At 67.2% G+C, this 21,728-nt stretch carries 18 protein-coding genes; 15 read left to right on the plus strand and 3 right to left on the minus strand.

The window, feature by feature from the left end:
* Nucleotides 1-48 precede the first annotated feature (48 nt).
* The 4 genes from rodA to E5790_RS13050 all read left to right on the plus strand — a co-directional run bounded on the left by rodA (nucleotide 49) and on the right by E5790_RS13050 (nucleotide 5,864).
* Nucleotides 49-1,143 carry a rod shape-determining protein RodA gene (rodA, locus tag E5790_RS13035; protein ID WP_049406772.1) on the plus strand — a complete coding sequence of 365 codons (1,095 nt, stop codon included), beginning with the start codon at nucleotides 49-51 and terminating at the stop codon, nucleotides 1,141-1,143.
* A 989-nt stretch (nucleotides 1,144-2,132) separates the two neighbouring features.
* A complete protein-coding gene (mltB, locus tag E5790_RS13040; protein WP_032957863.1) occupies nucleotides 2,133-3,278 on the plus strand; it encodes a lytic murein transglycosylase B in 1,146 nt (381 codons plus the stop codon).
* Complete coding sequence (locus tag E5790_RS13045) at nucleotides 3,275-4,543, plus strand: septal ring lytic transglycosylase RlpA family protein (protein ID WP_014648444.1); 1,269 nt, start codon at nucleotides 3,275-3,277, stop codon at nucleotides 4,541-4,543. Before mltB ends, E5790_RS13045 begins: the two co-directional genes overlap by 4 nt.
* A gap of 100 nt (nucleotides 4,544-4,643) precedes the next feature.
* Nucleotides 4,644-5,864 (plus strand): D-alanyl-D-alanine carboxypeptidase family protein, encoded by a 1,221-nt coding sequence (locus tag E5790_RS13050; RefSeq protein WP_014648443.1) that lies wholly within the window; start codon nucleotides 4,644-4,646, stop codon nucleotides 5,862-5,864.
* Between the two features lie 281 nt (nucleotides 5,865-6,145).
* Here the strand turns inward: E5790_RS13050 and E5790_RS13055 are convergent, their stop codons facing one another.
* Complete coding sequence (locus tag E5790_RS13055) at nucleotides 6,146-7,204, minus strand: lipid A deacylase LpxR family protein (protein WP_168708239.1); 1,059 nt, start codon at nucleotides 7,202-7,204, stop codon at nucleotides 6,146-6,148.
* 352 nt (nucleotides 7,205-7,556) lie between these two features.
* Between E5790_RS13055 and E5790_RS13060 the strand changes: the two genes are divergently transcribed.
* The 7 genes from E5790_RS13060 to gnd all read left to right on the plus strand — a co-directional run bounded on the left by E5790_RS13060 (nucleotide 7,557) and on the right by gnd (nucleotide 14,970).
* Nucleotides 7,557-7,835, plus strand: coding sequence for a YbeD family protein (locus E5790_RS13060; protein WP_005411067.1), 279 nt, complete (start codon nucleotides 7,557-7,559; stop codon nucleotides 7,833-7,835).
* Nucleotides 7,823-8,533 (plus strand): lipoyl(octanoyl) transferase LipB, encoded by a 711-nt coding sequence (gene lipB, locus E5790_RS13065; RefSeq protein ID WP_049439965.1) that lies wholly within the window; start codon nucleotides 7,823-7,825, stop codon nucleotides 8,531-8,533. Before E5790_RS13060 ends, lipB begins: the two co-directional genes overlap by 13 nt.
* A gap of 18 nt (nucleotides 8,534-8,551) precedes the next feature.
* Nucleotides 8,552-9,562, plus strand: a complete 1,011-nt coding sequence (gene lipA, locus E5790_RS13070) for a lipoyl synthase (protein ID WP_111205661.1) — start codon at nucleotides 8,552-8,554, stop codon at nucleotides 9,560-9,562.
* Nucleotides 9,563-9,809: 247 nt separating this feature from the next.
* Nucleotides 9,810-11,987: a carboxy terminal-processing peptidase gene (locus E5790_RS13075; RefSeq protein ID WP_014648438.1), complete on the plus strand. Its 2,178-nt coding sequence runs from the start codon at nucleotides 9,810-9,812 to the stop codon at nucleotides 11,985-11,987.
* 214 nt (nucleotides 11,988-12,201) lie between these two features.
* Nucleotides 12,202-12,798, plus strand: a complete 597-nt coding sequence (locus E5790_RS13080; protein WP_032960208.1) for a DUF2242 domain-containing protein — start codon at nucleotides 12,202-12,204, stop codon at nucleotides 12,796-12,798.
* Nucleotides 12,799-12,800: 2 nt separating this feature from the next.
* Nucleotides 12,801-14,054: a hypothetical protein gene (locus E5790_RS13085; RefSeq protein WP_111205662.1), complete on the plus strand. Its 1,254-nt coding sequence runs from the start codon at nucleotides 12,801-12,803 to the stop codon at nucleotides 14,052-14,054.
* Between the two features lie 10 nt (nucleotides 14,055-14,064).
* On the plus strand, nucleotides 14,065-14,970 hold the full coding sequence (gene gnd / locus E5790_RS13090; protein ID WP_014648435.1) for a phosphogluconate dehydrogenase (NAD(+)-dependent, decarboxylating): 906 nt from the start codon (nucleotides 14,065-14,067) through the stop codon (nucleotides 14,968-14,970).
* A 289-nt stretch (nucleotides 14,971-15,259) separates the two neighbouring features.
* Here the strand turns inward: gnd and E5790_RS13095 are convergent, their stop codons facing one another.
* A complete protein-coding gene (locus E5790_RS13095; protein ID WP_111205663.1) occupies nucleotides 15,260-16,303 on the minus strand; it encodes an oxidoreductase in 1,044 nt (347 codons plus the stop codon).
* A gap of 170 nt (nucleotides 16,304-16,473) precedes the next feature.
* Between E5790_RS13095 and E5790_RS13100 the strand changes: the two genes are divergently transcribed.
* From E5790_RS13100 to E5790_RS13115, 4 genes are all read left to right on the plus strand, one after another.
* Nucleotides 16,474-16,857: a BON domain-containing protein gene (locus tag E5790_RS13100; protein WP_014648433.1), complete on the plus strand. Its 384-nt coding sequence runs from the start codon at nucleotides 16,474-16,476 to the stop codon at nucleotides 16,855-16,857.
* Nucleotides 16,858-17,050: 193 nt separating this feature from the next.
* On the plus strand, nucleotides 17,051-18,868 hold the full coding sequence (locus E5790_RS13105) for an ATP-binding protein (protein ID WP_046432554.1): 1,818 nt from the start codon (nucleotides 17,051-17,053) through the stop codon (nucleotides 18,866-18,868).
* Nucleotides 18,865-19,305 carry a response regulator gene (locus E5790_RS13110; RefSeq protein WP_005411057.1) on the plus strand — a complete coding sequence of 147 codons (441 nt, stop codon included), beginning with the start codon at nucleotides 18,865-18,867 and terminating at the stop codon, nucleotides 19,303-19,305. Before E5790_RS13105 ends, E5790_RS13110 begins: the two co-directional genes overlap by 4 nt.
* Nucleotides 19,306-19,309: 4 nt before the next feature.
* Entirely contained in the window at nucleotides 19,310-20,821 is a 1,512-nt protein-coding gene (locus tag E5790_RS13115; protein ID WP_046432552.1) for an ATP-binding protein, read from the plus strand.
* Between the two features lie 75 nt (nucleotides 20,822-20,896).
* Here E5790_RS13115 and E5790_RS13120 read toward each other — a convergent pair whose 3' ends face one another.
* Nucleotides 20,897-21,640 carry a 20S proteasome subunits A/B gene (locus E5790_RS13120; protein WP_046432549.1) on the minus strand — a complete coding sequence of 248 codons (744 nt, stop codon included), beginning with the start codon at nucleotides 21,638-21,640 and terminating at the stop codon, nucleotides 20,897-20,899.
* Nucleotides 21,641-21,728: the final 88 nt, after the last annotated feature.

The following is a 21,728-nucleotide window of genomic DNA, read 5'->3' on the forward strand; positions in this document are numbered from 1 at the left end:
AAGCACCCTGACAGCTTCACGCAAGCGCCCGTTGCTAGCGTGCTGCGCGTGGAATGGAAACGACTGTTTGGCGGCTGCCGTGAGGCAGTGCGCACGATCGATCTGCCGTTGCTGGTCGCATTGCTGATCCTGATGGGCGCGGGCCTGGCGGTGCTGCACAGTGTGTCCGGGCCGGTGGCCGGGCAGGCGGCGCGCTTTGCGGGTGGACTGCTGGCGATGTGGCTGCTGTCACGTGTTTCGCTGCTGCGCCTGCGCGCGTGGACACCAGCGTTGTACGCGCTGTCGATGCTGCCGCTGATGGCGGTGTATGTGATCGGCACCGGCAAATATGGGCAGCGCTGGCTCAACCTCGGCGTGTTCTACCTGCAACCGTCGGAGCTGCTCAAGCTCAGCCTGCCGTTGATGATGGCCTGGTACCTGCACCGGCAACCGCTGCCGCCGTCGCCGCGCACGGTACTGACCGCGGCGGTGCTGATCGGCGCGCCGGCGGTGTTGATCCTGATGCAGCCCAACCTCGGCACCGCCACGCTGGTCACCGCCAGCGGCGTGTTCGCGTTGTTGCTGGCGGGCCTGCACTGGGGCTGGGTGGCGACCGGCGCGGCGGGGCTGGCAGTGGCCGCGCCGCTGGCGTGGTTCGGTCTGCTGCGTCAGTACCAGAAGGATCGTGTGTTGACCTTCCTCGACCCGGCGGCCGACCCCCTGGGCACCGGCTGGAACATCCTGCAGTCACGCATCGCGATCGGCTCCGGGGGATGGCAGGGACGCGGCTGGGGGCAGGGCACCCAGGCCACGCTGGATTTCCTCCCCGAATACACCACCGACTTCGCGTTTTCGGTGCTGGCCGAAGAGTTCGGCTGGATCGGCGTGGCGACGCTGTTCGCGCTGTACCTGTTCGTGGTCGGGCGTTGCCTGTGGATTGCCGTGCACGCGCGCGACACGCATGCACGGTTGCTGGCCGGCAGCCTGGGGCTGGCGTTCTTCGTCTACGTGCTGGTGAACGGCGGAATGATTTCCGGCCTGCTGCCGGTGGTGGGCATTCCGATGCCGCTGATCAGCTACGGCGGCACATCGGCGGTTTCGCTGTTGGCCGGCATCGGGTTGGTGATGGCGGTACGCGGGCACCGGCCCGTGCACGGGGGATAGGGTTTCCAGCCAACGGCGCAGCCCCTCGTGGGTGGTGTCTGGGTGGCTGCGGAAAGCAGAAGCCGCGGGTGGGCCGGTCGGGTTGGGTACGCGGGGGACGCCGTGAATCCGTCCCTGGAGGCTTGGCAGCCGCATCCATGCGGCTGACACCCCCGCGTACCCAACCCGACCGGCTTCTGACAGATTTCGGAGGTCTGCCACCCACGGAGAAGAAAAAGAAGATCAAAAGCGGATCGCGACGCTGCGCTTGCTCGTGAGCCGAGCATGGCTCGGCTCTACACACGGCAATGAAGCGACCCGCCAGGCCGCCTCTGCTTTTGATCTTCTCTTTACTTCGCCGTGGGTAGACGCGCACGGAACCTGTCCGTGGCCGGGTAGACGGGCTGCGCAGGGGCGTGAGCCGCATGGATGCGGCGACCGAGCTTACATGGACGTACTTGCAGCGGCCCCTGCGCAGCCCGTCTACCCGGCCCCACCCATGAACTGCTTTTCGCGGCCACCCACGAGGGGCTGCGCCGTTGGCTGGAAACTCCTGACTGCGCAGCGCCCGTTGTGGAAGCGTTCTCACACCGATGCACGACAGCACGCCCGCTGACGAAAGTCCGCAAAAAACGTTAGCTGGTTCACACTTTTACACCGCGTTGATCTTGATCAATGGACTTGTCGTAATCGGCCTGCACAATGGCGGCCCGTTCGGCACGGCGCGCCGTCAATCGTTGCAGCGCGAGGGGGCGTCGGGCGGGAAGCAGTACTGATCCAACGGGTACAGGGAGCGCGGGGTACTGCCACTGGGGAGCGGCAGCCGCGCAGGTACCGACCGGATCCGGTCGCCGGTTGCGTCTGCGGGGATGGGGACGCAACCGGCAACCTCTATCTGAATGGGGAAGGGCGATCACGATGCCTTCACATTTCCCGCTGGTCGCAGGCAAATCGTTGTGATTCATGGTGTTAGGGGTTTTAATTCATCCATGACCTGCTAACCTGCGACGATGATTCGACGCACTCTGGCCTGCATGCTCACCCTCGGCCTGGTCGCCTGCGCGACCCAGCCGAAGTCCCCACCGTCTTCGCCCCAGGCCAGCAGTACGCCGCGCCAGCCCGCCGCCAAGGCCCATGGCCCGGCCGAGGCCGCGCCTGAAGCCACCGCGGCCACCGCGGCGCCTGTCGATCTCACCCCGGTGCCGTTCGAGGTCGCACGGGCCCGCTTCATTGCCGATACCGCCAAGCGCTATGGCCTGAAGCCGGAGCAGATCAGCAGCGTGCTCGACCAGGCGCAGGTGCGCCAGCCGATCATCGCCGCGATGTCGCGCCCGGCCGAACGGGTCAAGCCGTGGAATGAGTACCGGCCGATGTTCATCAGCAAGGCGCGCATCGATGGCGGCCGCGCGTTCCTGGCCGAACACCGCGCCGAACTGGATCGCGTGCAGCAGCGCACCGGCGTGCCGGCCGAAGTGATCGTCGCGATCATCGGTGTGGAAACCAGCTACGGCAGGAATGCTGGCAGCCATCGCGTGCTCGATGCGCTGTATACGCTGGCGTTCTATTACCCGCGCAGCGGCGACCCGGCCAAGCTGGAACGCGAAGTGCGCCGCGAGCTGTTCTTCCGCGATGAGCTGGCCAAGCTGTTCGAGTTGGGCCACGAAGAGAAACTGGATATCACCACGCTCAAGGGCAGTTATGCCGGTGCGATGGGCATGGGCCAGTTCATGCCGTCCAGCTATCTCGACTACGCCGTGGACGGAAACGGTGATGGCCGCCGCGACCTGTTCACCAGCTACGACGACGTGTTCTCGTCCATCGCCAACTACTTCGTGAAGAAGGGCGGCTGGGTGCGTGGCGGGCAGGTGGCCGTGCCGGCCACGCTGGCGCCGGGCCGCGAGGAGTTCAACCCGACCGAATGGATGCCGACCTGGACGATGGCCGACCTGGCCCAGCGCGGCTACCAGCCGGGCGCGCCGGTGCAGCCGGGCGCCACCGCCACGCCGATCACGCTTGAAGGCAGCACCGGCAAGCAGTACTGGCTGGGCTTCCAGAACTACTACGCGATCACCCGCTACAACCTCTCGAAGATGTACGCGATGGCCGTGTTCCAGTTGTCCCAGGCCATCGCCGGACAGGAGCTGCCCCCGGCATGAACATCAGATGGCTGGTCCCAGGCTTGATCGTCCTCGCGCTGGCTGCCTGCAGCAGCGCGCCGAAGAAGCCGGCCACGGCCGGCCATGGTGGCAAGTCCGGCGGCACGCTGGTGCAGGGGCGTGGCTCGCGCCCGGCACACTGCCCGGAAGGGTCACCGTACGCGGCGGCCAAGGAAGACCTGAGCACCCGCGGCAACTACACTGCCGGTGGCCTGTACAAGCCGGGCGTGCGTGACAGCACGCCGGATTACATTCCCAACGTGGCCTGCATTCCCGAGCCGGAAGTGACCGCCGAGGAGCGCTCGGCGATCGGCAACAAGTCGCCGTACGTGGTGCTGGGCAAGTCCTACAAGGTGCTCGACGATACCCACGACTATGTCGAGCGCGGTACCGCGTCGTACTACGGCGCCAAGTTCCATGGCCGCCTGACCTCCAACCGCGAGGTCTACGACATGTACCAGTTCACCGCCGCGCACAAGACGCTGCCGCTGCCCAGCTTCGCCCGCGTGACCAACCTCGACAATGGCGAGTCGGTGATCGTGCGCGTCAACGACCGCGGCCCGTTCCACGATGGTCGCGTGGTCGATCTCAGTTATGCCGCCGCCGTGCGCCTGGGCATCACCCAGCGCGGTACCGGCAACGTGGAAGTGCGCGCGCTGCAGCCGGGCGAGAGCAACCTGCTGGCGCAGAAGCCGTCCCGCCGCGAGCGTCGTGCCGCCGAAGCGGCAGCTGCGGTGGCCAGTGCACGCCCGGCAGCGACCGCGCGCGCCACTGCCGACAGCGATATCGATCGCCTGGTCAAGCGCCTGCCGGCCGATGGCATGCCGGCACGCGGCCAGCCGGCCACCACCCAGGGCGTGGCCAGCACCGTGCCGGAGGTGGCGGTCAGCAGCCTGCCGCCGAGTGCACCGCTGCGCAGCACCGCACCGGCGCCGGTTGCAGTCGCCAGCGCCGCGCCGCGCGCCGTCGCGCCGGCACCCGTGCGCACCGTCGCCGCCACGCCGGCGGCACCCAGCCTGTCGCAGCAGGTGGTGGGCGCGGTGATGGTGCAGGTCGCCAGCTTCTCCAGTCGCGACAACGCCAACCGTGCGATGGGCCAGCTCAACGCTGCCGGCATCGTCGGCGCGACCATCAGCGACATCGCCGCCGGTGGCCGCACCCTGTTCCGTCTGCGCGTTCCTGCCACCGACCATGCCAGTGCCGCGGAACTTGCCGGCCGCATCGCCGGTCTGGGCCTGGGTTCGCCGCAGATCGTCAAGGATTGATCCGCCCGGGCCGGTGCTGCCGGCCCAGGCTCCCCCGGCCTTACAATGGCCGTTACGTTCCACCCTCCATTCCCGGCCGTCCCCTGGAGCCTGCTGTCCAATGAATTTCCGTTCCGCCGCCACCGCCCTGGCCGCCACCCTGGTGGTGGGCCTGGCTTCCGCCCAGACGCCGCTGCCGACCCCGGCCACGCCGGCGCCTGCCGCCGCCGCTGCCGCCCCGGCCACCGTCGCGACCCCGCCGGCCCCGGCCCCGAGCGTGTCCAAGGCCTGGGTCCTGATGGACTACGCCACCGGCCAGGTGCTGGCCGGCGAGAACATCCACGAGCAGCTGGCCCCGGCCAGCATCACCAAGGTGATGACGTCGTACGTGGTTGCCGCCGAGGTCAAGAACGGCAAGGTCCGTGCAGATGACCAGGTGATGATGAGCGAGCGCGCCTGGCGCGAAGGTGGCGCCGGTACCGACGGCAGCTACAGCGGCTTCCCGGTCAACCAGACCGCACGCCTGGAAGACATGGAAAAGGGCATGGCGATCCAGTCCGGCAATGACGCCGCGATCGCCCTGGCCGAGCATGTGGCCGGCAGCGAAGAAGCCTTTGCGTCGCTGATGAACAGCTACGCCGCCAAGATCGGCATGAAGGACTCGCACTTCGTCAACGCCCACGGCCTGACCGCACAGGGCCACCACAGCACCGCCTACGACCTGGCGCTGCTGGGCCGCGCGATGGTGCGTGATTACCCGGAAACCTACGCGTACAACAAGATCAAGGAATTCCAGGTCGGCAACATCAAGCAGCCGAACCGCAACCTGCTGCTGTGGCGCGATGGCAGCGTGGATGGCATCAAGACCGGCCACACGTCCGAAGCCGGCTACTGCCTGATGAGCTCGGCCCAGCGTGGCGACCAGCGCCTGATCGCCGTAGTGCTGGGTGGTGCGTCGGAGAAGCAGCGTGCCGACGACAGCCTGGCCCTGCTGAACTGGGGCTTCCGCTTCTTCGAGACCCACCGCCTGTACGAACCGGGCAAGGCCGTGGCCGAGCACAAGGTCTGGAAGGGCACCACCGACAAGGTACAGCTGGGCGTGGCCCAGCCGATGCTGGTGAGCGTGCCGCGCGGCCGCTACAACGACCTGAAGCCGAGCATCGACGTGCCCAAGACCCTGGAAGCACCGTTCACTGCCGGCCAGCAGATCGGCACCGTGAAGGTCACGCTGGATGGCAAGGTCATCGCCGAGGCACCGCTGGTGGCCGTGGCCGCCGTCGAGCAGGCCGGCTTCTTCAAGCGCCTGTGGGACAGCTTCTGGATGTGGTGGGAATCGGAATGATCCACGCCTTTGCGTGGTGAACGAAAAGGCCGGCAAATGCCGGCCTTTTCTGTTTCGGAAGGCCGCTTCCCCCCGCACGCGGGGGGTAGAGGCTCCCCAGCGACCCATCCAGGACGGGGGTAGAGCCGGCCGCTGGCCGGCTCCCCAGCAACTCATCCGGAACTGCCGGCAGCCGGCCAGCGGCCGGCACGACCTGCAGCGCCTGACTTGCAGCGAGCGATGCGGTAACCGGTGTGCCGACCAACGGTCGGCACCTACCCGCTTCACCCTCAGCCCCTCGCCTACAGCGAGCGGCTGATGGTGAAACTGCCGAACACCGGCGATTGGCGCTGGCCGTTGAATTCTCGCGTGCTGTGGTAACGCGCAGCGGCGAACTTCCAGCGTCCGTACATCACGGCCACGCCATAGCCGCCGTAGGCCACCACATGGCGCTTGTCCACGCTGTGACTGTTGCGGAACGTGTTGCCATCCAGCGTGATGTCGCGGATCACCCAGGCCGCGTCCGAGGTCGCGAACAGGTGCCAGGACCAGCCATTGGGACGGCCGCTGCGGGTCGGTGCCGTGTTCTCACCGGCCGGGCGCAACGGCGTGCTGCCGAAGTCGTCCGGCAGCTTCCAGCCGAAGCGCACTTCACCGCCGAGGTTGGCCTTGGTTTCCAGGTTGCCGATCGAGCCGCCGTAGTGGCTGATCGCGTCCCAACCCCAGCCGTCGGCATTGATGCTGGCATCACCCGGCCAGCGGCGCATGCGCTCATGGGTCAGCATGAACAGCGGCTCGTTGTGCAGCTGGTTGTCCCAGCCCTTGAATTTCTCGTCGCCCAGCACTTCGTGCACGGCATTCTGCACCTGCTTGCCCTGTGCCCACGGGCCAACTACGCCCAACGTCAGCTGGGTGGTCTGCAGGCGGTCGCCGCTGCGCGCATTGAAACCGAAATTTGCGATCAGTACGCCCGCGTAAGGGCGGTCGTCCTCGATCAGGTCCCTGCGGCTGAAATCGGTCGGGGTGAAGATGCCCTGGCCGATGCTGAAGATCATGTTCTGCTGTTCGAACCTGCCCGGATGCAGGCCTTCCAGGTACTGGTTCACCCAGCGCGCCATGCGTGGAAGGCACGGGTCGTCGGTGTAATCGACCAGATTGGGCGAGACCAGGGTCAACAGCGCACCGTTGGTATAGCCCTGGTCCTGGTGGCGGCCGCCGAACAGGTCGTTGTCGACGCGGAAATTGACCTGCGGCGGGTGATCGCGCATCGCGTCCGGGCCACATTGTTCGGCCGCCTGGGCGGCAAAGGGGAGGGCAGAGGCCAGCAGGCCGGCCAGCCCGAGGGCTGCGACACTATGCATGGATGGAATGCTCATGGGGAAGGGGGCGGTTTTCTGTCGTTTTCTGCAACGCTACGGTACTCGTGCCCGCGCGCCGGAACGAGCACGTTGGGATCACTTGTCTGTTCCGAAAACAACATTGTCCGGCGGACACAATTCGTTACCCGCGCACGCGCCGCAGGCCTGGCGTGAAGGCGACTGCAGGCCGCGCGCATGATGCCCCGGTCAGTGAGGGGCCGAAAGAACCAGTCAGCTGCCGTTGGGCTCTCCGCCCGCGCTTTTGGGCCAGCTGCAACGCAGCAGGCCGCCAGTGCTGTCTTTGACGTTGGTGAATACTCTTGGGTTTGTTGCCCTGCGGCCCGATAATGGGGCCATGGAAATCAAGTCCGACAACCCCGACCACGGCTTCCAGTTCCCCGGCCAGTTCGAGCTCAGCGCCATGGGCCCGGCCAACCGCGGCCTGGAGCATGAGCTTCCCCGTCTGCTGCTGGCTGCCGGCATCGATGTGGTGAACGAACGCATCAGCTGGAAGCATTCGTCCAACGGCAAGTACGTGTCCGTCCGCATCGTGTTCAAGGCCGAGAGCCGCGAGCAGTACGACCTGGCGCACCAGGCACTGCGCGACCACCCGGAAGTGAAGTGGACGCTGTAGCCGACAGCTGCCCGGCCGAAGCCGCCCCGGAAGACCGCGCACCGCGTCTTGCGGTGGTCCGCGACCTCGGCCGCCAGGCGTACGAGCCGGTGTGGCGCGCCATGCAGCGCTTCACCGACCAGCGCAGCGACGCCGACGCCGACGAACTGTGGGTAGTCGAGCACGATCCGGTGTTCACCCTGGGCCAGGCCGGCAAGGATGAGCACGTGCTGGCGCCGGGTGACATCCCCGTGCTGCACGTGGACCGTGGCGGCCAGGTGACCTATCACGGGCCCGGCCAGATCGTGGTCTACCCGCTGTTGCGCCTGCCGCGGCTGGGCATCGGTGTGCGCGACTACGTGTGCCGCATCGAGCAGGCCCTCATCGATACCCTGGCCGAGTGGAACATCGGCGCCGAACGCCGCGAGGGCGCCCCGGGCGTCTACGTCGGTGGCGCCAAGATCGCTGCGCTTGGCATCCGCGTGCGCCGCGGCTGCACCTTCCATGGCCTGGCCTTCAACGTGGCCATGGACCTGGAACCCTTCCACCGCATCAACCCCTGTGGCTATCAGGGGTTGCAGGTGACCTCGGTGGTAGACTTGGGCGGCCCCTCCGGGCTGGATGCCGTCAAGCCGGTGCTGCTGGACCACCTGGCCCGCCAGTTCGGCCTGCTGCTGCAGCACACGCCGGAACTGCCCGATCTTTCTGCGGCCGCCTGACCGCCCCCCGGAACTGCCATGACTGAAACCACCGCCCGTTCCATTCCCCTGCAGATCGTGCAGGGCGACTCTCCGTCCGCCGCGCCGTTGCAGGCCGGGGTCAAGCAGCTGGGCGGTGACAAGATCGACCGTTCGCCGGTGCAGTTCGCCGACGCGCCGGTGCTGCGCAAGCCGTCGTGGATCCGCGTGCGCATTCCCTCGGGCAACGCCGTGCAGAACCTCAAGGCCAAGCTTCGCGAGAACCGCCTGGTGACGGTGTGCGAGGAAGCCAGCTGCCCGAACATCCACGAATGCTTCGGCCATGGCACCGCCACCTTCATGATCCTCGGCGAGGTCTGCACCCGCCGCTGCTCGTTCTGCGACGTGGCCCATGGCCGCCCGAAGCCGCCGGATGCCAACGAACCGGCCAGCCTCGGCCAGACCGTGGCCGACATGGGCCTGAAGTACGTGGTGGTGACCAGCGTCGACCGCGATGACCTGCGTGACGGCGGTGCCCAGCACTTCGTCGACTGCATCACCGCCATCCGCGAAAAGTCGCCGGGTACCCGCATCGAAGTGCTGACCCCGGACTTCCGTGGCAAGGGCCGCATGGAGCGCGCGCTGGAGATCCTGGCGCAGAACCCGCCGGATGTGTTCAACCACAACATCGAGACCGTGCCGGACCTGTACCGCAACGTGCGCCCGGGTGCGGACTACCAGTGGTCGCTGAACCTACTGAAGAACTTCAAGGCACAGCACCCGGACGTGCCGACCAAGAGCGGCATCATGCTGGGCCTGGGCGAAGACTTCGAACAGATCAAGGCCACGATGCGCGACCTGCGCGCGCACGATGTGGACATGATCACCATCGGCCAGTACCTGCAGCCGACCGCGCATCACCACCCGGTACTGAAGTACTGGACCCCCGAGGACTACAAGGCGCTGGAAGACTACGGCTACGCGCTGGGCTTCAGCCACGTGGCGTCCGGCCCGATGGTGCGCTCGTCGTACCACGCTGACGTGCAGGCCAAGGGCGCCGGCATCTCTTGAGGTGGGTGCGGACCGTTGGTCCGCATACCTCTGCCTGCCGCAGAGCCGAGCCCATGCTCGGCTGCTTGCTGCCGGCCAGCCGAGCATGGGCTCGGCTCTGCATGCATTCACAATTTGCTACACCGGCCCGGCTAGGCTGGTTTTCCACCGAGCGCGGCCGGATGACAAACCCGGCAACTTTCGGCACTGTCGTGGTGTCTGAACACCCTGCAGTCTCCCCCTTGGCAAGGCGCCTTCGAGCACGTCAATGAAATTCAAAGCCCCCGCATTCCTGATGGCCCTGGCGCTGGTCGCGCCGCTGGCGCTGGCGGCCAAGGCCGACTCGCCCGCATTGCCCGCGGCGGCCACCGCCGATCAGGTGACCACCTCCAAGCTGGTGTACGGCCTGTTGTCCGACAGCCGCTACGCCTACCGCCCGCGCGCGCTGGACGAGGCCACCTCCAAAGACGTGTTCAAGCGTTACCTGGAGACCCTGGACGGCGGCAAGCAGTACTTCACCCAGGCCGACGTGGCGCGCTTCGCGCCGTTCGAAGCCAACATCTCTTCGGCCATCCGTGGCGGCGAGCTGGAGCCGGCGTTCCAGGTGTTCGCGGTCTACAAGCAGCGCGTCGGCGAGCGCGTGGCCTATGCGCGCAAGCTGCTCAAGCAGGAGCCGGACTTCACCACCGACGAGCGCTTCGAATACGACCGCAAGAAGGTTCCGTGGGCGGCCAGCAGTGCCGAACTGGATGAGCTGTGGCGCAAGTCGGTGAAGAACGACTGGCTGCGCCTGAAGCTGGCGGGCAAGAAGCCGGACGACATCCGCAAGACGCTGGACAAGCGCTACGCGACGCTGGAGAAGTCGGTCAACGAGCTGAAGGGCGAAGACGTCTTCCAGTTCTTCATGAACGCCTACACCAGCGCGGTTGATCCGCACACTGACTACTTCACCCCGCGCACCGCCGAGAACTTCAACCAGGCGATGTCGCTGTCGCTGGAAGGCATCGGTGCGCAGCTGCAGCGGCAGGACGACATGGTGGTGATCCGCGAGATCATCGCCGGTGGTCCGGCCGCAGTGGACGGCACCCTGAAGCCGGGGGACCGCATCGTCGGCGTTGGCCAGGGCAAGTCCGGCCTGGTCGAGGATGTGATCGGCTGGCGCATCGACGACGTCGTGGCCAAGATCCGCGGTGCCAAGGATACCCAGGTCAAGCTGGAATTCATCCCGGCCGCCGAGGGCGTGGACGGCAAGCACCACACGCTGGTCCTGACCCGCCAGAAGGTGCGCCTGGCCGAACAGGCCGCCAAGGGCGAGACCATGAGCATCCCGGCCGCCAACGGCGAACCGGCGCGCAGGATCGGCGTGATCAAGCTGCCGACCTTCTACCAGGACTTCGAAGGCCGTCGCCGCAATGCCGCTGACTACGCCTCGGCCACCCGCGACGTCGCCAAGCTGCTGGCCGGCTTCAAGAACGACAAGCTGGATGGCGTGGTGCTGGACCTGCGCAACAACGGGGGGGGCTCGCTGGATGAGGCGATCGAACTGACCGGCCTGTTCATTGAACAGGGCCCGGTGGTGCAGGTGCGCGAGTCCGGTGGCCGCGTTACCGTCAACAGCGACCGCAACCAGGGCGTGGCGTGGGATGGCCCGCTGGCGGTGCTGATCAACCGCGGTTCGGCCTCGGCCTCGGAGATCTTCGCCGGTGCCATCCAGGACTACGGCCGTGGCCTGGTGATCGGTGAAACCAGCTTCGGCAAGGGCACCGTGCAGAACATCGTCGACCTCGATCGCTGGCCGAGCGGCGAGACCCAGCGCTTCGGCCAGGTCAAGCTGACCATCGCCCAGTTCTTCCGCATCAGCGGCAGCAGCACCCAGCACAAGGGTGTGGTGCCGGACCTGGCCTTCCCGGCCAGCGTCGATGCCACCGAATTCGGCGAAAGCACCTACGACAACGCCCTGCCGTGGACCCGCATCGCCGCCGTGCCGCACACCCAGTACGGCAACTTCGCGCCGCTGCTGCCGAAGCTGGAGACCCGCCACGACGCGCGCATCGCCACTGACAAGGAATTCCAGTGGTGGAACGAGGACGTGGAGCAGTTCCGCACCGAGGCCGCGAAGAAGTACATCTCGCTCAACGAGGCGACCCGTCGTGCCGAGCGCGAGCGCCAGGACGCCCAGCGCAAGGAGCGCCAGGTGCAGCGCAAGGAACTGGGCCTGGCCCTGGACCCGCTGGCCGACGACAGCAGCGACGATGGCCTGACCGGCAACGAGCGCGACATCGTCAAGGATGCCGCCCGTGAGAAGGCCGCTGAAAAGCGTCCGGACCCGCTGCTGCGCGAGTCGGCCTCGATCCTCGCTGACGCGGTCAATCTGCTGGCCAATGACCGCCCGCTGTCGGCCCAGGTGCTGCCGCAGTCCACCGGCGCGGGGCGCTGGGCGGACTGAGCCGGCCACGGCATGTGACACCTCAGGGGCCGGCATTGCCGGCCCCTCGTCGTAAAAGGGGACGGAGGGAATTAAGTCGTTTGTGGCACAAACGACTTAATTCCCTCCGTCCCCTTTTTCGTGCATGAACCGGGAGCAACGTGGGAGGGTATGTCGACCTGCCGCACACGGGGGTGGGACTACCCTTGGTGCTTCCGTTCTCGCAGGAGTACCCATGCGGGCCTCCCGTCTTTCCAGCGCCGCCGTGGCGCTCACCAGCGCCCTGATCCTCTCGGCCTGCGGTGGCCGTGCCGCCGACAGCACCGTGTTGCGCGAGTCCTTCGATTCCGGCGATACCTTCTCGCGCACGGTCGATGGGCGCCCGGGCGAAGCCTGCGAAGCGGCGCGCCGCACGCTGCTCAGCCAGGGCTATGCCATCGCCCGTTCCGACGATGCACAGGTGGAAGGCAACAAGAACTTCCAGCCGCGCGAGGATGACCATGAGCAGCTGGTGCTGCGCATCTCCTGCGCCCCGCGTGGCGGCCAGACGCTGGTGTTCGTCAGCGCAGTGCAGGATCGCTACGCGCTGAAGAAGAGCCCGACCTCGGCCAGTGTCGGTGTGGGAGCGCTGGGTTCGGTATCGCTGCCCTTCGGCAGCAACGACGACTCGCTGGTGAAGGTGGCCAGCAGCACGGTCACCGATGCCGAGTTCTATCGTCGCTTCTTCCAGCGCCTGCAGCAGTACCTGCCGGCCGCGGCGGGCAAGCCGTCGCCATCGCCGGCGGCAGCACCGGAGCCCGCACCCGCACCGGCGGTCACGGACCAGGGCTGAGCGTGCGCGGCAGGTGGCTGATTGCAGCCCTGCTGCTGGCGCCCGCGTGGGTCGTCGCAGCGCCATCCCCGGACTGTACGCAGGGCCTGCTGCAGCGGTTGGGGTGGCGCTTCGAGGATGCCGAGCTGCGTGCACCGCAGGTACACAAGGGCCCGGTGTGTACGCGTTCCTCGCTCGCCGCGGCACAGGCAGCGGGTGACCTGCGCGTACGCTGGCCGGCGGATCTGCCTGCAGGCGAACGACAGGCACTGCTGCAGCAGCTGCTGGAAGACCCTGCTACGGTCTGCGCCTATGCCTTCGAGCTGGGGGCGGCCACGCGGCGCGCGACCTCGGCATTGCAGGGCAATGCCACGTTCCGTTTCTCCGGCCCGCAACTGGGCTGGATCGGCTTTGGTCTGCGCGGCGCGCCGGCACAGGGCTGGCAGCGTACGCGCAGTTTCGGCCGTGGCTTCGTGCCCAGTGCGGGCAACAGCCATGCGCTGCAGGCGTTCTACAGCGGTGCCGTGCGCGCCGAGTGCGGTGTCGGCCGCCAGGTCGCGCAGCTGGCCACCCAGCGCGAGCTGTATGGCGATGCTGCGTTCGATACGGAGTTCGCAGCGGATGAACTGTCGATCGGCACCTTCCTCGCGCTGCACGCCACCGACAGCATCCTGCTTGGCGCGCACGCGGGCGAGTTCTTCGCCGACGGCAAGGCGGTGCGCACCTCGGCGATGGGGCGGCAGGCGTTCGTGGGTGTGCCCGGCTTCATCGAACATGTGTACGACAACGGTACGCTGGATGACCTGAGCAACCAGGCCGAGAACTTCGTGGTCGTCACTGTGGGCGAGGGCGCTGCGCAGGCCCTGGCGCAGCACGGCGGCCTGGCCTGGTACGACCAGCGCAATGCCGAACTCTGGAACCTGGCGCAGGACATCCCGCGCATCGGCCAGCGCTACTTCGAGCGCCTGCTGTTCGAGCGCGATCCGCAGTTGCGCGCACGGCTGGCGCCGCGCTACCACGACACGCTCGCGCGCATGGACCAGCTGCTGGACGATCCGTTCTACCAGCAGTTCGTGATCTATGTGCATCCACGCGGTATACGTCCCATCGGCTACCACGTCGCCCGCCTGCTCGATCGCAACCCGCGAACCCCGTTTTCAATCGACCTGGCGGTGCACAATCTGCATACCACGCTCTACCGGCGTTGGCGCGAGGCGCAGCTGCGCCACTGCGCGGCTACCGGCAGGCCAGGCAGCCTGACCCTAGACCCCAACTGAAGGTGAAACAATGGATATTGCAATGATCGGCCTCGGCCGCATGGGCGCCAACATGGCCCAGCGCCTGCATCGCGGCGGCCACCGCGTGGTCGGCTACGACCCGGGCGAAGGCGCCCGCCAGCGCGCCGCCGAGGCCGGCCTGGAGGTGGTTGATTCGCTGGCCGCCGCCGTGGCCGCGCTGCCGGTGCCGCGCGTGGTGTGGCTGATGGTACCGGCCGGCGAAACCGTCGACCAGACGCTGGGCCAGCTGACCCCGCACCTGGCCGAGGGTGACATCGTCATCGACGGCGGCAACTCCAACTACCAGGACTCGATCCGCCGCGCCAAGGCGCTGGCCGAGGATGATCTGGGCTACGTCGACTGCGGCACCAGCGGTGGCGTGTGGGGCCTGCAGGAGGGCTACAGCCTGATGGTCGGTGGCGAAGCGTCGGTGGTGGAGCAGATCGCACCGTTGCTGCGCACGCTGGCCCCGGCCGAAGATCGTGGCTGGGGGCGCGTCGGCCCGTCCGGTGCCGGCCACTTCACCAAGATGGTCCACAACGGCATCGAGTACGGAATGATGCAGGCCTATGCCGAAGGCTTCGCGCTGATGGAGCGCAAGCAGGAGATGGAACTGGACCTGGCGCAGGTGGCCGAGGTGTGGCGCCACGGCAGCGTGGTGCGTTCGTGGCTGCTGGACCTGAGCACGGAAGCCCTCAAGCGCAATCCTTCGCTGGATGGCATTGCCCCGTATGTGGAGGATTCCGGCGAAGGCCGCTGGACCGTGGCCGAAGCCATCGCGCTGGATGTGCCGGCGCCGGTGATCACGCTGTCGCTGCTGGAACGCCTGCGCTCGCGCGAATCGAATTCGTTCACCGACCGCCTGCTGTCGGCGATGCGCAATGAATTCGGTGGCCACGCCATCAAGAAGTCGTAAGCACTGCGGTGGCGTCAGAGCCCTTCGGCGTTGCCGAAGGGATCCGGCCCCAGGCAGCCAGTCGAGCATGGCTCGACTCTACAAAAGCCTTCTTCGGTCATTGCCACGTCATCCACGCATGGCGTGGATGTGTCGACCAAGGTCGACACCTACCGTCGGGCGCGGATAACTGTCGAAGGCGGGGTGGGTCCGCCATCTCACGGGTAGCCGTTTTTTGCCGTTGCTGTTGAGGTTGCCGGCCAGCGGCCGGCACTACCGCTTGTGCGGGTGCAGGGCGCAGCCCTGCCGATCACCCCAACGCGATCCGGCGCCCTTCGCGCGCGCTGTCCATGCCGGCCTGCAGCAACCGCATCAGCTGCAGCGCCTGCACCGGGCTGACCGTGGCTTCGCCCTCGCCGTGCATCGCCGCTGCGAACTGCGCATACAACCGGCGATAGTCGCCGGGCAGGTTGTCGACGGTGCTGCGTTGCACGTTGTCTTCGGTATCGCAGCGCACCAGCTCGCCATGCCGCGGATCGAGGCCCCAGCCTGGTGCGCCCGGCGCCACGCCGCGGCGCAGCTGCGCCTCCTGCACGTCCAGGCCGTGCTTGATCCAGCTGGCGGCGCTGCCATGCACACTGAAGTGCGGCGTCTGCGCTGCCACCAGGGAACCGGCATGGACGATCGCCCGATGCCGTGGGTAGTGCAGTATTGCGTGGAAGTAATCGATGCCGCCGCCACCTTCGCGCTGCACGGCCAGGTCGGCATCGATCGCCTCGGGCCAGCCGAACAGCACCAGCATCTGGTCCAGCAGGTGCGGACCGAGGTCGTACCACAGGCCACTGCCGGGCCCGTCCTGTTCGCGCCAGCGGTCGCGCACCTGCGGACGGTAACGGTCGAAGTGCGCGTGGCACTCGGCCACGTCGCCCAAGCTGCCTTCGGCCAGCAGCGACTGCAGGGTGAGGAAGTCGGCATCGAAACGCCGGTTCTGGAACACGGTGGCGATGCGCCCGGCATCGCGTGCCGCAGCCAGCACCGTTTCCGCTTCGGCCACATCCAGCGCGAACGGCTTGTCGACCAGCACATGCTTGCCTGCCGCCAGCGCCGCGATGGCCAGTGGCGCGTGCTGTTCGTTCGGCGTGGCGATCACTACGGCATCCACGGCCGGATCATCGAATACCTGCTGCGGCGTGGCACGCACGTGCACATCGCTGAACGTCCGCAGCAGGGTGTCGCGTTGTGAACTGACGATGCTGTGCAGCGCCAGCCCGGGGGTGTGCTGGATCAGCGGTGCATGGAAGACGCGGCCGGCGAGGCCGTAGCCGATCAGGGCCAGTTGCAGGTCGGGGCGCATGGCAGGGCTCCGGCAGTGGGAAGGGCAGGGTAAACGACGGGTGCTGGCCGTCCAAAACTGAACGGTTGCCATTGGAAACGTTTCGATTCACGGCGGCATGACCGCAACGCCACGCCTGCTCTACGGTGGATTGTCCAGACTGGCAGCACATTCCGAAGGAGTACGACACGATGAGCAATACCACCCGCACGCTGATTGCTTCCGCCCTGACCCTGGGCCTGGCGCTGTCCTCCTCGGCCGCATTCGCCAAGGACCCGGCCGCGAAGAGCCCGCCGACCAGCACCCATCCGACGACCCATGCCGATCGTCACGACTCCAATGAGCCGGTGACCGATACCTGGATCACCACCAAGGTGAAGGCCGATCTGCTGGCCAGCAGCAACGTTCCGGGCACCGAGATCAAGGTGGAAACCGTGAACGGCGTGGTCAGCCTGAGCGGTGCCGTCGCTACGCAGGCGGAGAAGGACAAGGCGGTCAACACCGCCAAGGGCATCAAGGGCGTGACCCGCGTCGATGCCGCCGCGCTTAAGGTCAGCGCCGCTGCCAAGCGCTGAGCATCCACCGCGCGTTGAACAGGGTGGGCGCCCCGAAGGGGGGCGCCCACTCGCGTACGGGGCCGGCTGCGGGGGGGTGTTCAGCCTGCCGCGCTTTGGGCTCCAGAGTTGTGACCGCCTGCGCTATATTGCCGGTTCCGCCGCAGCCGGGCTCGTCCCGGGTCCCGCTCCGCGGCCGTGCTGACGAGGAACTATGGCGCTGGTTTTCAGTGACGACATCTGGGACCGCTGGCGGTTGCCGGCCCTGGCGCTGGCGGCTGCCGCGATCATCGTGGTGCCGTGGTTGACCCTGCGCAAACTGCAGCAGGACAGCGAAGAGGCGATGGCCTGGGTCAACCATACCCAGTCCGTTGGCGTGGCGCTGCAACAGCTGCAGGCCGATGTGCGCGACGTCGAATCCGCCGCGCTGACCCTGTCCAAGGGCGTGGATGCGCCCGGCCTGCGCGAGCGGATGGCCAAGGCCAACGAGATCCCCGGGCGCCTGGCCGAACTTGGCCGGATGACCCGCGACAATCCTGATCAGCTGATCCGCATTGGTCGGATCGAATCGATGCTCGAAGGCCGCATGGCGCTTGCCCGCGAGCTGGCCCGGTCCGAACCGAACTCCGACCAGCGTGAGCTGGTGCAGGACCTGAGCACGCGTTATCCGATCCGTGGCCTGGTGGAGGAGCTGCAGGCCAGCGAGCAGAATCTGCTGGCACTGCGCGCCCAGCAGGCCGCGCGCCAGCGCAAGCAGACCGAACTGGTGTCGTGGAGTTCGCTGGCGATCCAGCTGGCCCTGCTCGGCCTGGTGCTGTGGCTGCTGCAGCGGCAGATCGGCCGCCGCCTGCATGCGGAACGGCAATCGCTGCGCTCGGCCGCACGCGCGGCGTCGGTGCTGCAGACCGTGCGCGAACCGATTGTGCTGCTCGACCGCGACCTGCGCGTGCAGCTGCACAACCCGGCGTTCGCCGAACTGTATGACCTGCAGGACGAGCGCGCCGATGGCCTGCTGCTGGAAAACATCGGCGACGGCGCCTGGCGGGATCCGGTGGTGCGCCAGCGCCTGGCCGATGTGCTGTCGCGTGGCCGCGAACTCTGGGACTTCGAGCATGAGCAGCGTACCGCCGATGGCATGGTGCGCTACATGCTGCTCAACGCACGGCGCATGCCGCTGCCCGACACCGATGACGAAGTGGTGCTGCTGACCATCAGCGACGTAACCATGCAGCGCGCAGTGCAGCTGCGCGTGGAAGAGCTGAACCGCCAGCTGGAGGGCAAGGTCGCGCAGGTGTCCGAGGTCAACCGCGAGCTGGAAGCCTTCAGCTACTCGGTTTCGCATGACCTGCGTGCGCCGCTTCGCCACGTGGCCGGATTCTCCGACAAGCTGTCGCGCCACCTCGGCGACGCCGCCGATGACAAGAGCCGGCATTACCTGGAGGTGATCTCCAGTTCGGCCCGGCGCATGGCGGCGCTGATCGACGACCTGCTGGTCTATTCGCGGCTGGGCCGCGCAGCGATGCGCCAGCAGGCGGTGGACATGCAGTCGCTGGTGGCCGATACCCGCGCCATGCTCGATGCCAACCTGCAGGCCGAGGCCGAGAACAGCGGCCATGCGCACCACGTGGAGTGGAGCATCGCGCCGCTGCCGATCGTGGTGGGCGACGAGAACATGATCCGCCAAGTCTGGCTGAACCTGCTCGGTAACGCGGTGAAGTACTCGGGCAACCGCGAGCCGGCGAAGATCCGCGTGGACTACCAGCCGCAGCCCGATGGCGGCCATCAGTTCACGGTCAGCGACAATGGTGCAGGCTTTGACATGGCCTACGCCGGCAAGCTGTTTGGTGTATTCCAGCGCCTGCACAAGGCCAGCGACTACCCGGGTACCGGCATCGGCCTGGCCAGCGTGCGCCGCGTGCTGACCCGCCATGGCGGCCGTATCTGGGCCGAGGCCGAACCGGACGTCGGCGCCACCTTCCACTTCTACCTGCCTCCCGCGATCGACGCGGACAAACAAGGGCCTTCTGCATGACCACTCTGCGCACCATTCTTCTCGCCGAAGACAGCCCGGCGGATGCCGAAATGGCGATCGATGCCCTGGAAGAGGCGCGTCTGGCCAATCCCATCGTGCACGTCGAAGACGGCGTGGAAGTGATGGACTACCTGCTGCGCCGCGGCGCCTTCGCCAATCGCGAGGAAGGCCTGCCGGCGGTGCTGCTGCTGGACATCAAGATGCCGCGCATGGATGGCCTGGAAGTGCTTCGGCAGATCCGCGAGCATGAAGAACTCAAGCGCCTGCCGGTGGTGATCCTGTCGTCCTCGCGCGAGGAAAGCGATCTGGCCCGCAGCTGGGACATGGGCGTGAACGCCTACGTGGTCAAGCCGGTGGACGTGGACCAGTTCTTCGGCGCGGTGCAGACCCTGGGCAAGTTCTGGGCGTTGATCAACCAGGCACCGGAACTCGAGTGAGCCCATGCCCCTGACCGGTCCCGCCCTGGGGGCGCTGCGCATCCTGCTGGTGGAAGACTCACCAGAGGATGCCGAGCTGATGTCCGAACAGATGCTCGACGCGGGCCTGGACGCCCGCTTCGAGCGTGTCGAGAGCGAGGCGGAACTGCGCCAGGCACTGGCTGCGTTCCAGCCGGACATCGTGCTGTCCGACCTGAGCATGCCGGGGTTCTCCGGTGATGACGCGCTGCGCATCGTGCGCGAGACCTCGCCGGACGTGCCCTTCATCTTCGTCTCCGGCACGATGGGTGAGGAGAACGCGGTGGCGGCGCTGCAGAAGGGCGCCAATGACTACATCATCAAGCATCTGCCGGCGCGCCTGCCGTCGGCGGTGGCGCGTGCGATCCGCGATGCACGCAGCGCGGTGGAGCGTGCACGGGTGGAAACCGAGCTGATGCGCGCGCAGCGCCTGGAAAGCCTGTCGCTGCTTGCTGCCGGCCTCAGCCATGACCTGCGCAACATCCTGCAGCCATTGCTGATCATGCCGGACCTGCTGAAGGCGCGCACCGAGGATCCGCAGCTGCACCACCTGGCCGATGTCATCGCCGAGTGCGGTCGCCGTGGCCATGAGATGGCCGAATCGATGCTGTCGTTCGTGCGCGGTTCGCGCAAGCCGAGCGAGCGCATCGAGATCGATGGCCTGTTCGATGCGGTTGCACTGCTGTTGCGCAGCAACGTGCCCGATGCCGTGCGCCTGGAACTGCAGGTGCAGGACGAAGGCCTGGTGGTCGATGCCAATTACACCGAGCTGCAGCAGGTGATGTTGAACCTGGCGCTCAACGCGATCCAGGCGATGCCCAACGGCGGTCGCCTGAGCCTGACCGCCAGCCATGCCGGCCAGCGCGATGGCGTGGACTGGATGCGGATCTGCGTGGCCGATGAAGGCATCGGCATGGATGCAGACACGCTGTCGCACCTGTTCAATCCGTTCTTCACCACCAAGGCCGACGGCACCGGCCTGGGCCTGATTTCCTGCAAGCGCATCGTCGAAGGTGCCGGCGGCAGCATCCATGTCAGCAGCCAGCCGGGGCAGGGCACCTGCTTCGAACTGCACTTGCCGATGCACGAAGCCAGCGACGGCAGTGAGCCGATCGAGCAGCTGGTGGCCCTGGGCAGTGGCCAGTCGATCCTGGTGGTCGATGGCGAGGCCACGCGCCTGTCGTTGCTCGGCAATGCGCTGTCAAGCCAGGGATATCAGCTGCAGCTGGCCTCCGATGGCCCGGCGGCGCTGCGCTGGATGCAGCAGGAGGCAATGCCGGCGCTGGTGATTGCCGACGCCGGCTCGAAGTTGTTGCCGGCCAGCCAGCTGCTGGGCGAGATGGCCACGCTGGGCTATCGCGGCCCGGCGCTGGTGCTGGAAGACGCAGCGGTGGAGGTGGCGGCCGATGCATTTCCCGCTGGCGTGCAGGTGCACGTGCTGCGCAAGCCGCTGCAGATGCAGCAGGTGTTCCGCGCGGTGTCCGAAGCGCTGGGCTGATGTCGCGGTAGTGCCGGCCGCTGGCCGGCATCCCTGTGTGGTGGGATCAACGCGGTTGCCGGCCAGCGGCCGGCACTACCGTCCGTTGGTTTCCCAGGGGAAGCGCGGCAGGGCGTCCACTGCCTGTTCCAGCCGCCGCGACCAGTTCTGGTGGATGTCCGCATACAGCGTGGAATCCGCACCCAGCCGCAGCTGCTGGCCGATGCGCAGTTCGCCGTCGCGCAGCAGCGCCAGGTCGATCGGCAGGCCCACCGACAGGTTGGAACGGATGGTGGAGTCCAACGAGACGATCGCCGTGCGTGCGGCATCCTCCAGGCGCGTGGCCGGGCTGAGGATGCGGTCGAGGATCGGCTTGCCGTACTTGGATTCACCGATCTGCAGGTAGGGCGTCTCCGGCGAGGCGGCGATGGCGTTGCCGAGCGGATAGATCATGTACAGCCCGGGGCGCTCGCCGGCGATCTGCCCGCCGAAGATCAGCGTGGCCTGGGTATTGACCCCATCGTGGCCATGTTCGCTGTGGTTGGTGTGCACCTGGCTGTCCACCAGCAGCTGGCCGACGTACTCGGCGGCTTCGAACAGGTGGGGCATGTCGCGCAGGTTGGGCACGCGCCGCTCTGCGGCGTCGCGGCCCAGACGCGACACCAGCAGCTGGGTGGTGGCCAGGTTGCCAGCCGCCATCAGCACGTAGGCTGCCTGGCCGGGATACTCGAACACGTGCAGCTTGCGATGCACGCGCACATCGTCCAGCGAGGCATTGGTCCGGGTGTCGGCAGCGAAGACCAGGCCCTCGTCCACCTCGATTCCAACGCAATAGGTCATGTCGGTGCCCTATCATGTGCATCCCGGATTGTAGGCAGGCCGCCGTGACGACGGCATGTCCACGCCCCCATTGCTGCCACCTGAACCG

The sequence above is a fragment of the Stenotrophomonas sp. PAMC25021 genome (genome assembly GCF_004795795.1).
Classification (GTDB): domain Bacteria; phylum Pseudomonadota; class Gammaproteobacteria; order Xanthomonadales; family Xanthomonadaceae; genus Stenotrophomonas; species Stenotrophomonas muris.

Bases quoted from the DNA above. Each gene is read 5' to 3' on its own strand.
- E5790_RS13045 (WP_014648444.1), top strand. From the start codon at position 3,275: ATGAACATCAGATGGCTGGTCCCAGGCTTGATCGTCCTCGCGCTGGCT.
- mltB (WP_032957863.1), top strand. From the start codon at position 2,133: ATGATTCGACGCACTCTGGCCTGCATGCTCACCCTCGGCCTGGTCGCC.
- E5790_RS13095 (WP_111205663.1), bottom strand. From the start codon at position 16,303: ATGCGCCCCGACCTGCAACTGGCCCTGATCGGCTACGGCCTCGCCGGC.
- E5790_RS13100 (WP_014648433.1), top strand. From the start codon at position 16,474: ATGAGCAATACCACCCGCACGCTGATTGCTTCCGCCCTGACCCTGGGC.
- E5790_RS13115 (WP_046432552.1), top strand. From the start codon at position 19,310: ATGCCCCTGACCGGTCCCGCCCTGGGGGCGCTGCGCATCCTGCTGGTG.
- gnd (WP_014648435.1), top strand. From the start codon at position 14,065: ATGGATATTGCAATGATCGGCCTCGGCCGCATGGGCGCCAACATGGCC.
- E5790_RS13110 (WP_005411057.1), top strand. From the start codon at position 18,865: ATGACCACTCTGCGCACCATTCTTCTCGCCGAAGACAGCCCGGCGGAT.
- E5790_RS13050 (WP_014648443.1), top strand. From the start codon at position 4,644: ATGAATTTCCGTTCCGCCGCCACCGCCCTGGCCGCCACCCTGGTGGTG.
- E5790_RS13105 (WP_046432554.1), top strand. From the start codon at position 17,051: ATGGCGCTGGTTTTCAGTGACGACATCTGGGACCGCTGGCGGTTGCCG.
- E5790_RS13080 (WP_032960208.1), top strand. From the start codon at position 12,202: ATGCGGGCCTCCCGTCTTTCCAGCGCCGCCGTGGCGCTCACCAGCGCC.
- lipA (WP_111205661.1), top strand. From the start codon at position 8,552: ATGACTGAAACCACCGCCCGTTCCATTCCCCTGCAGATCGTGCAGGGC.
- E5790_RS13075 (WP_014648438.1), top strand. From the start codon at position 9,810: ATGAAATTCAAAGCCCCCGCATTCCTGATGGCCCTGGCGCTGGTCGCG.
- E5790_RS13060 (WP_005411067.1), top strand. From the start codon at position 7,557: ATGGAAATCAAGTCCGACAACCCCGACCACGGCTTCCAGTTCCCCGGC.
- E5790_RS13055 (WP_168708239.1), bottom strand. From the start codon at position 7,204: ATGCATAGTGTCGCAGCCCTCGGGCTGGCCGGCCTGCTGGCCTCTGCC.
- E5790_RS13120 (WP_046432549.1), bottom strand. From the start codon at position 21,640: ATGACCTATTGCGTTGGAATCGAGGTGGACGAGGGCCTGGTCTTCGCT.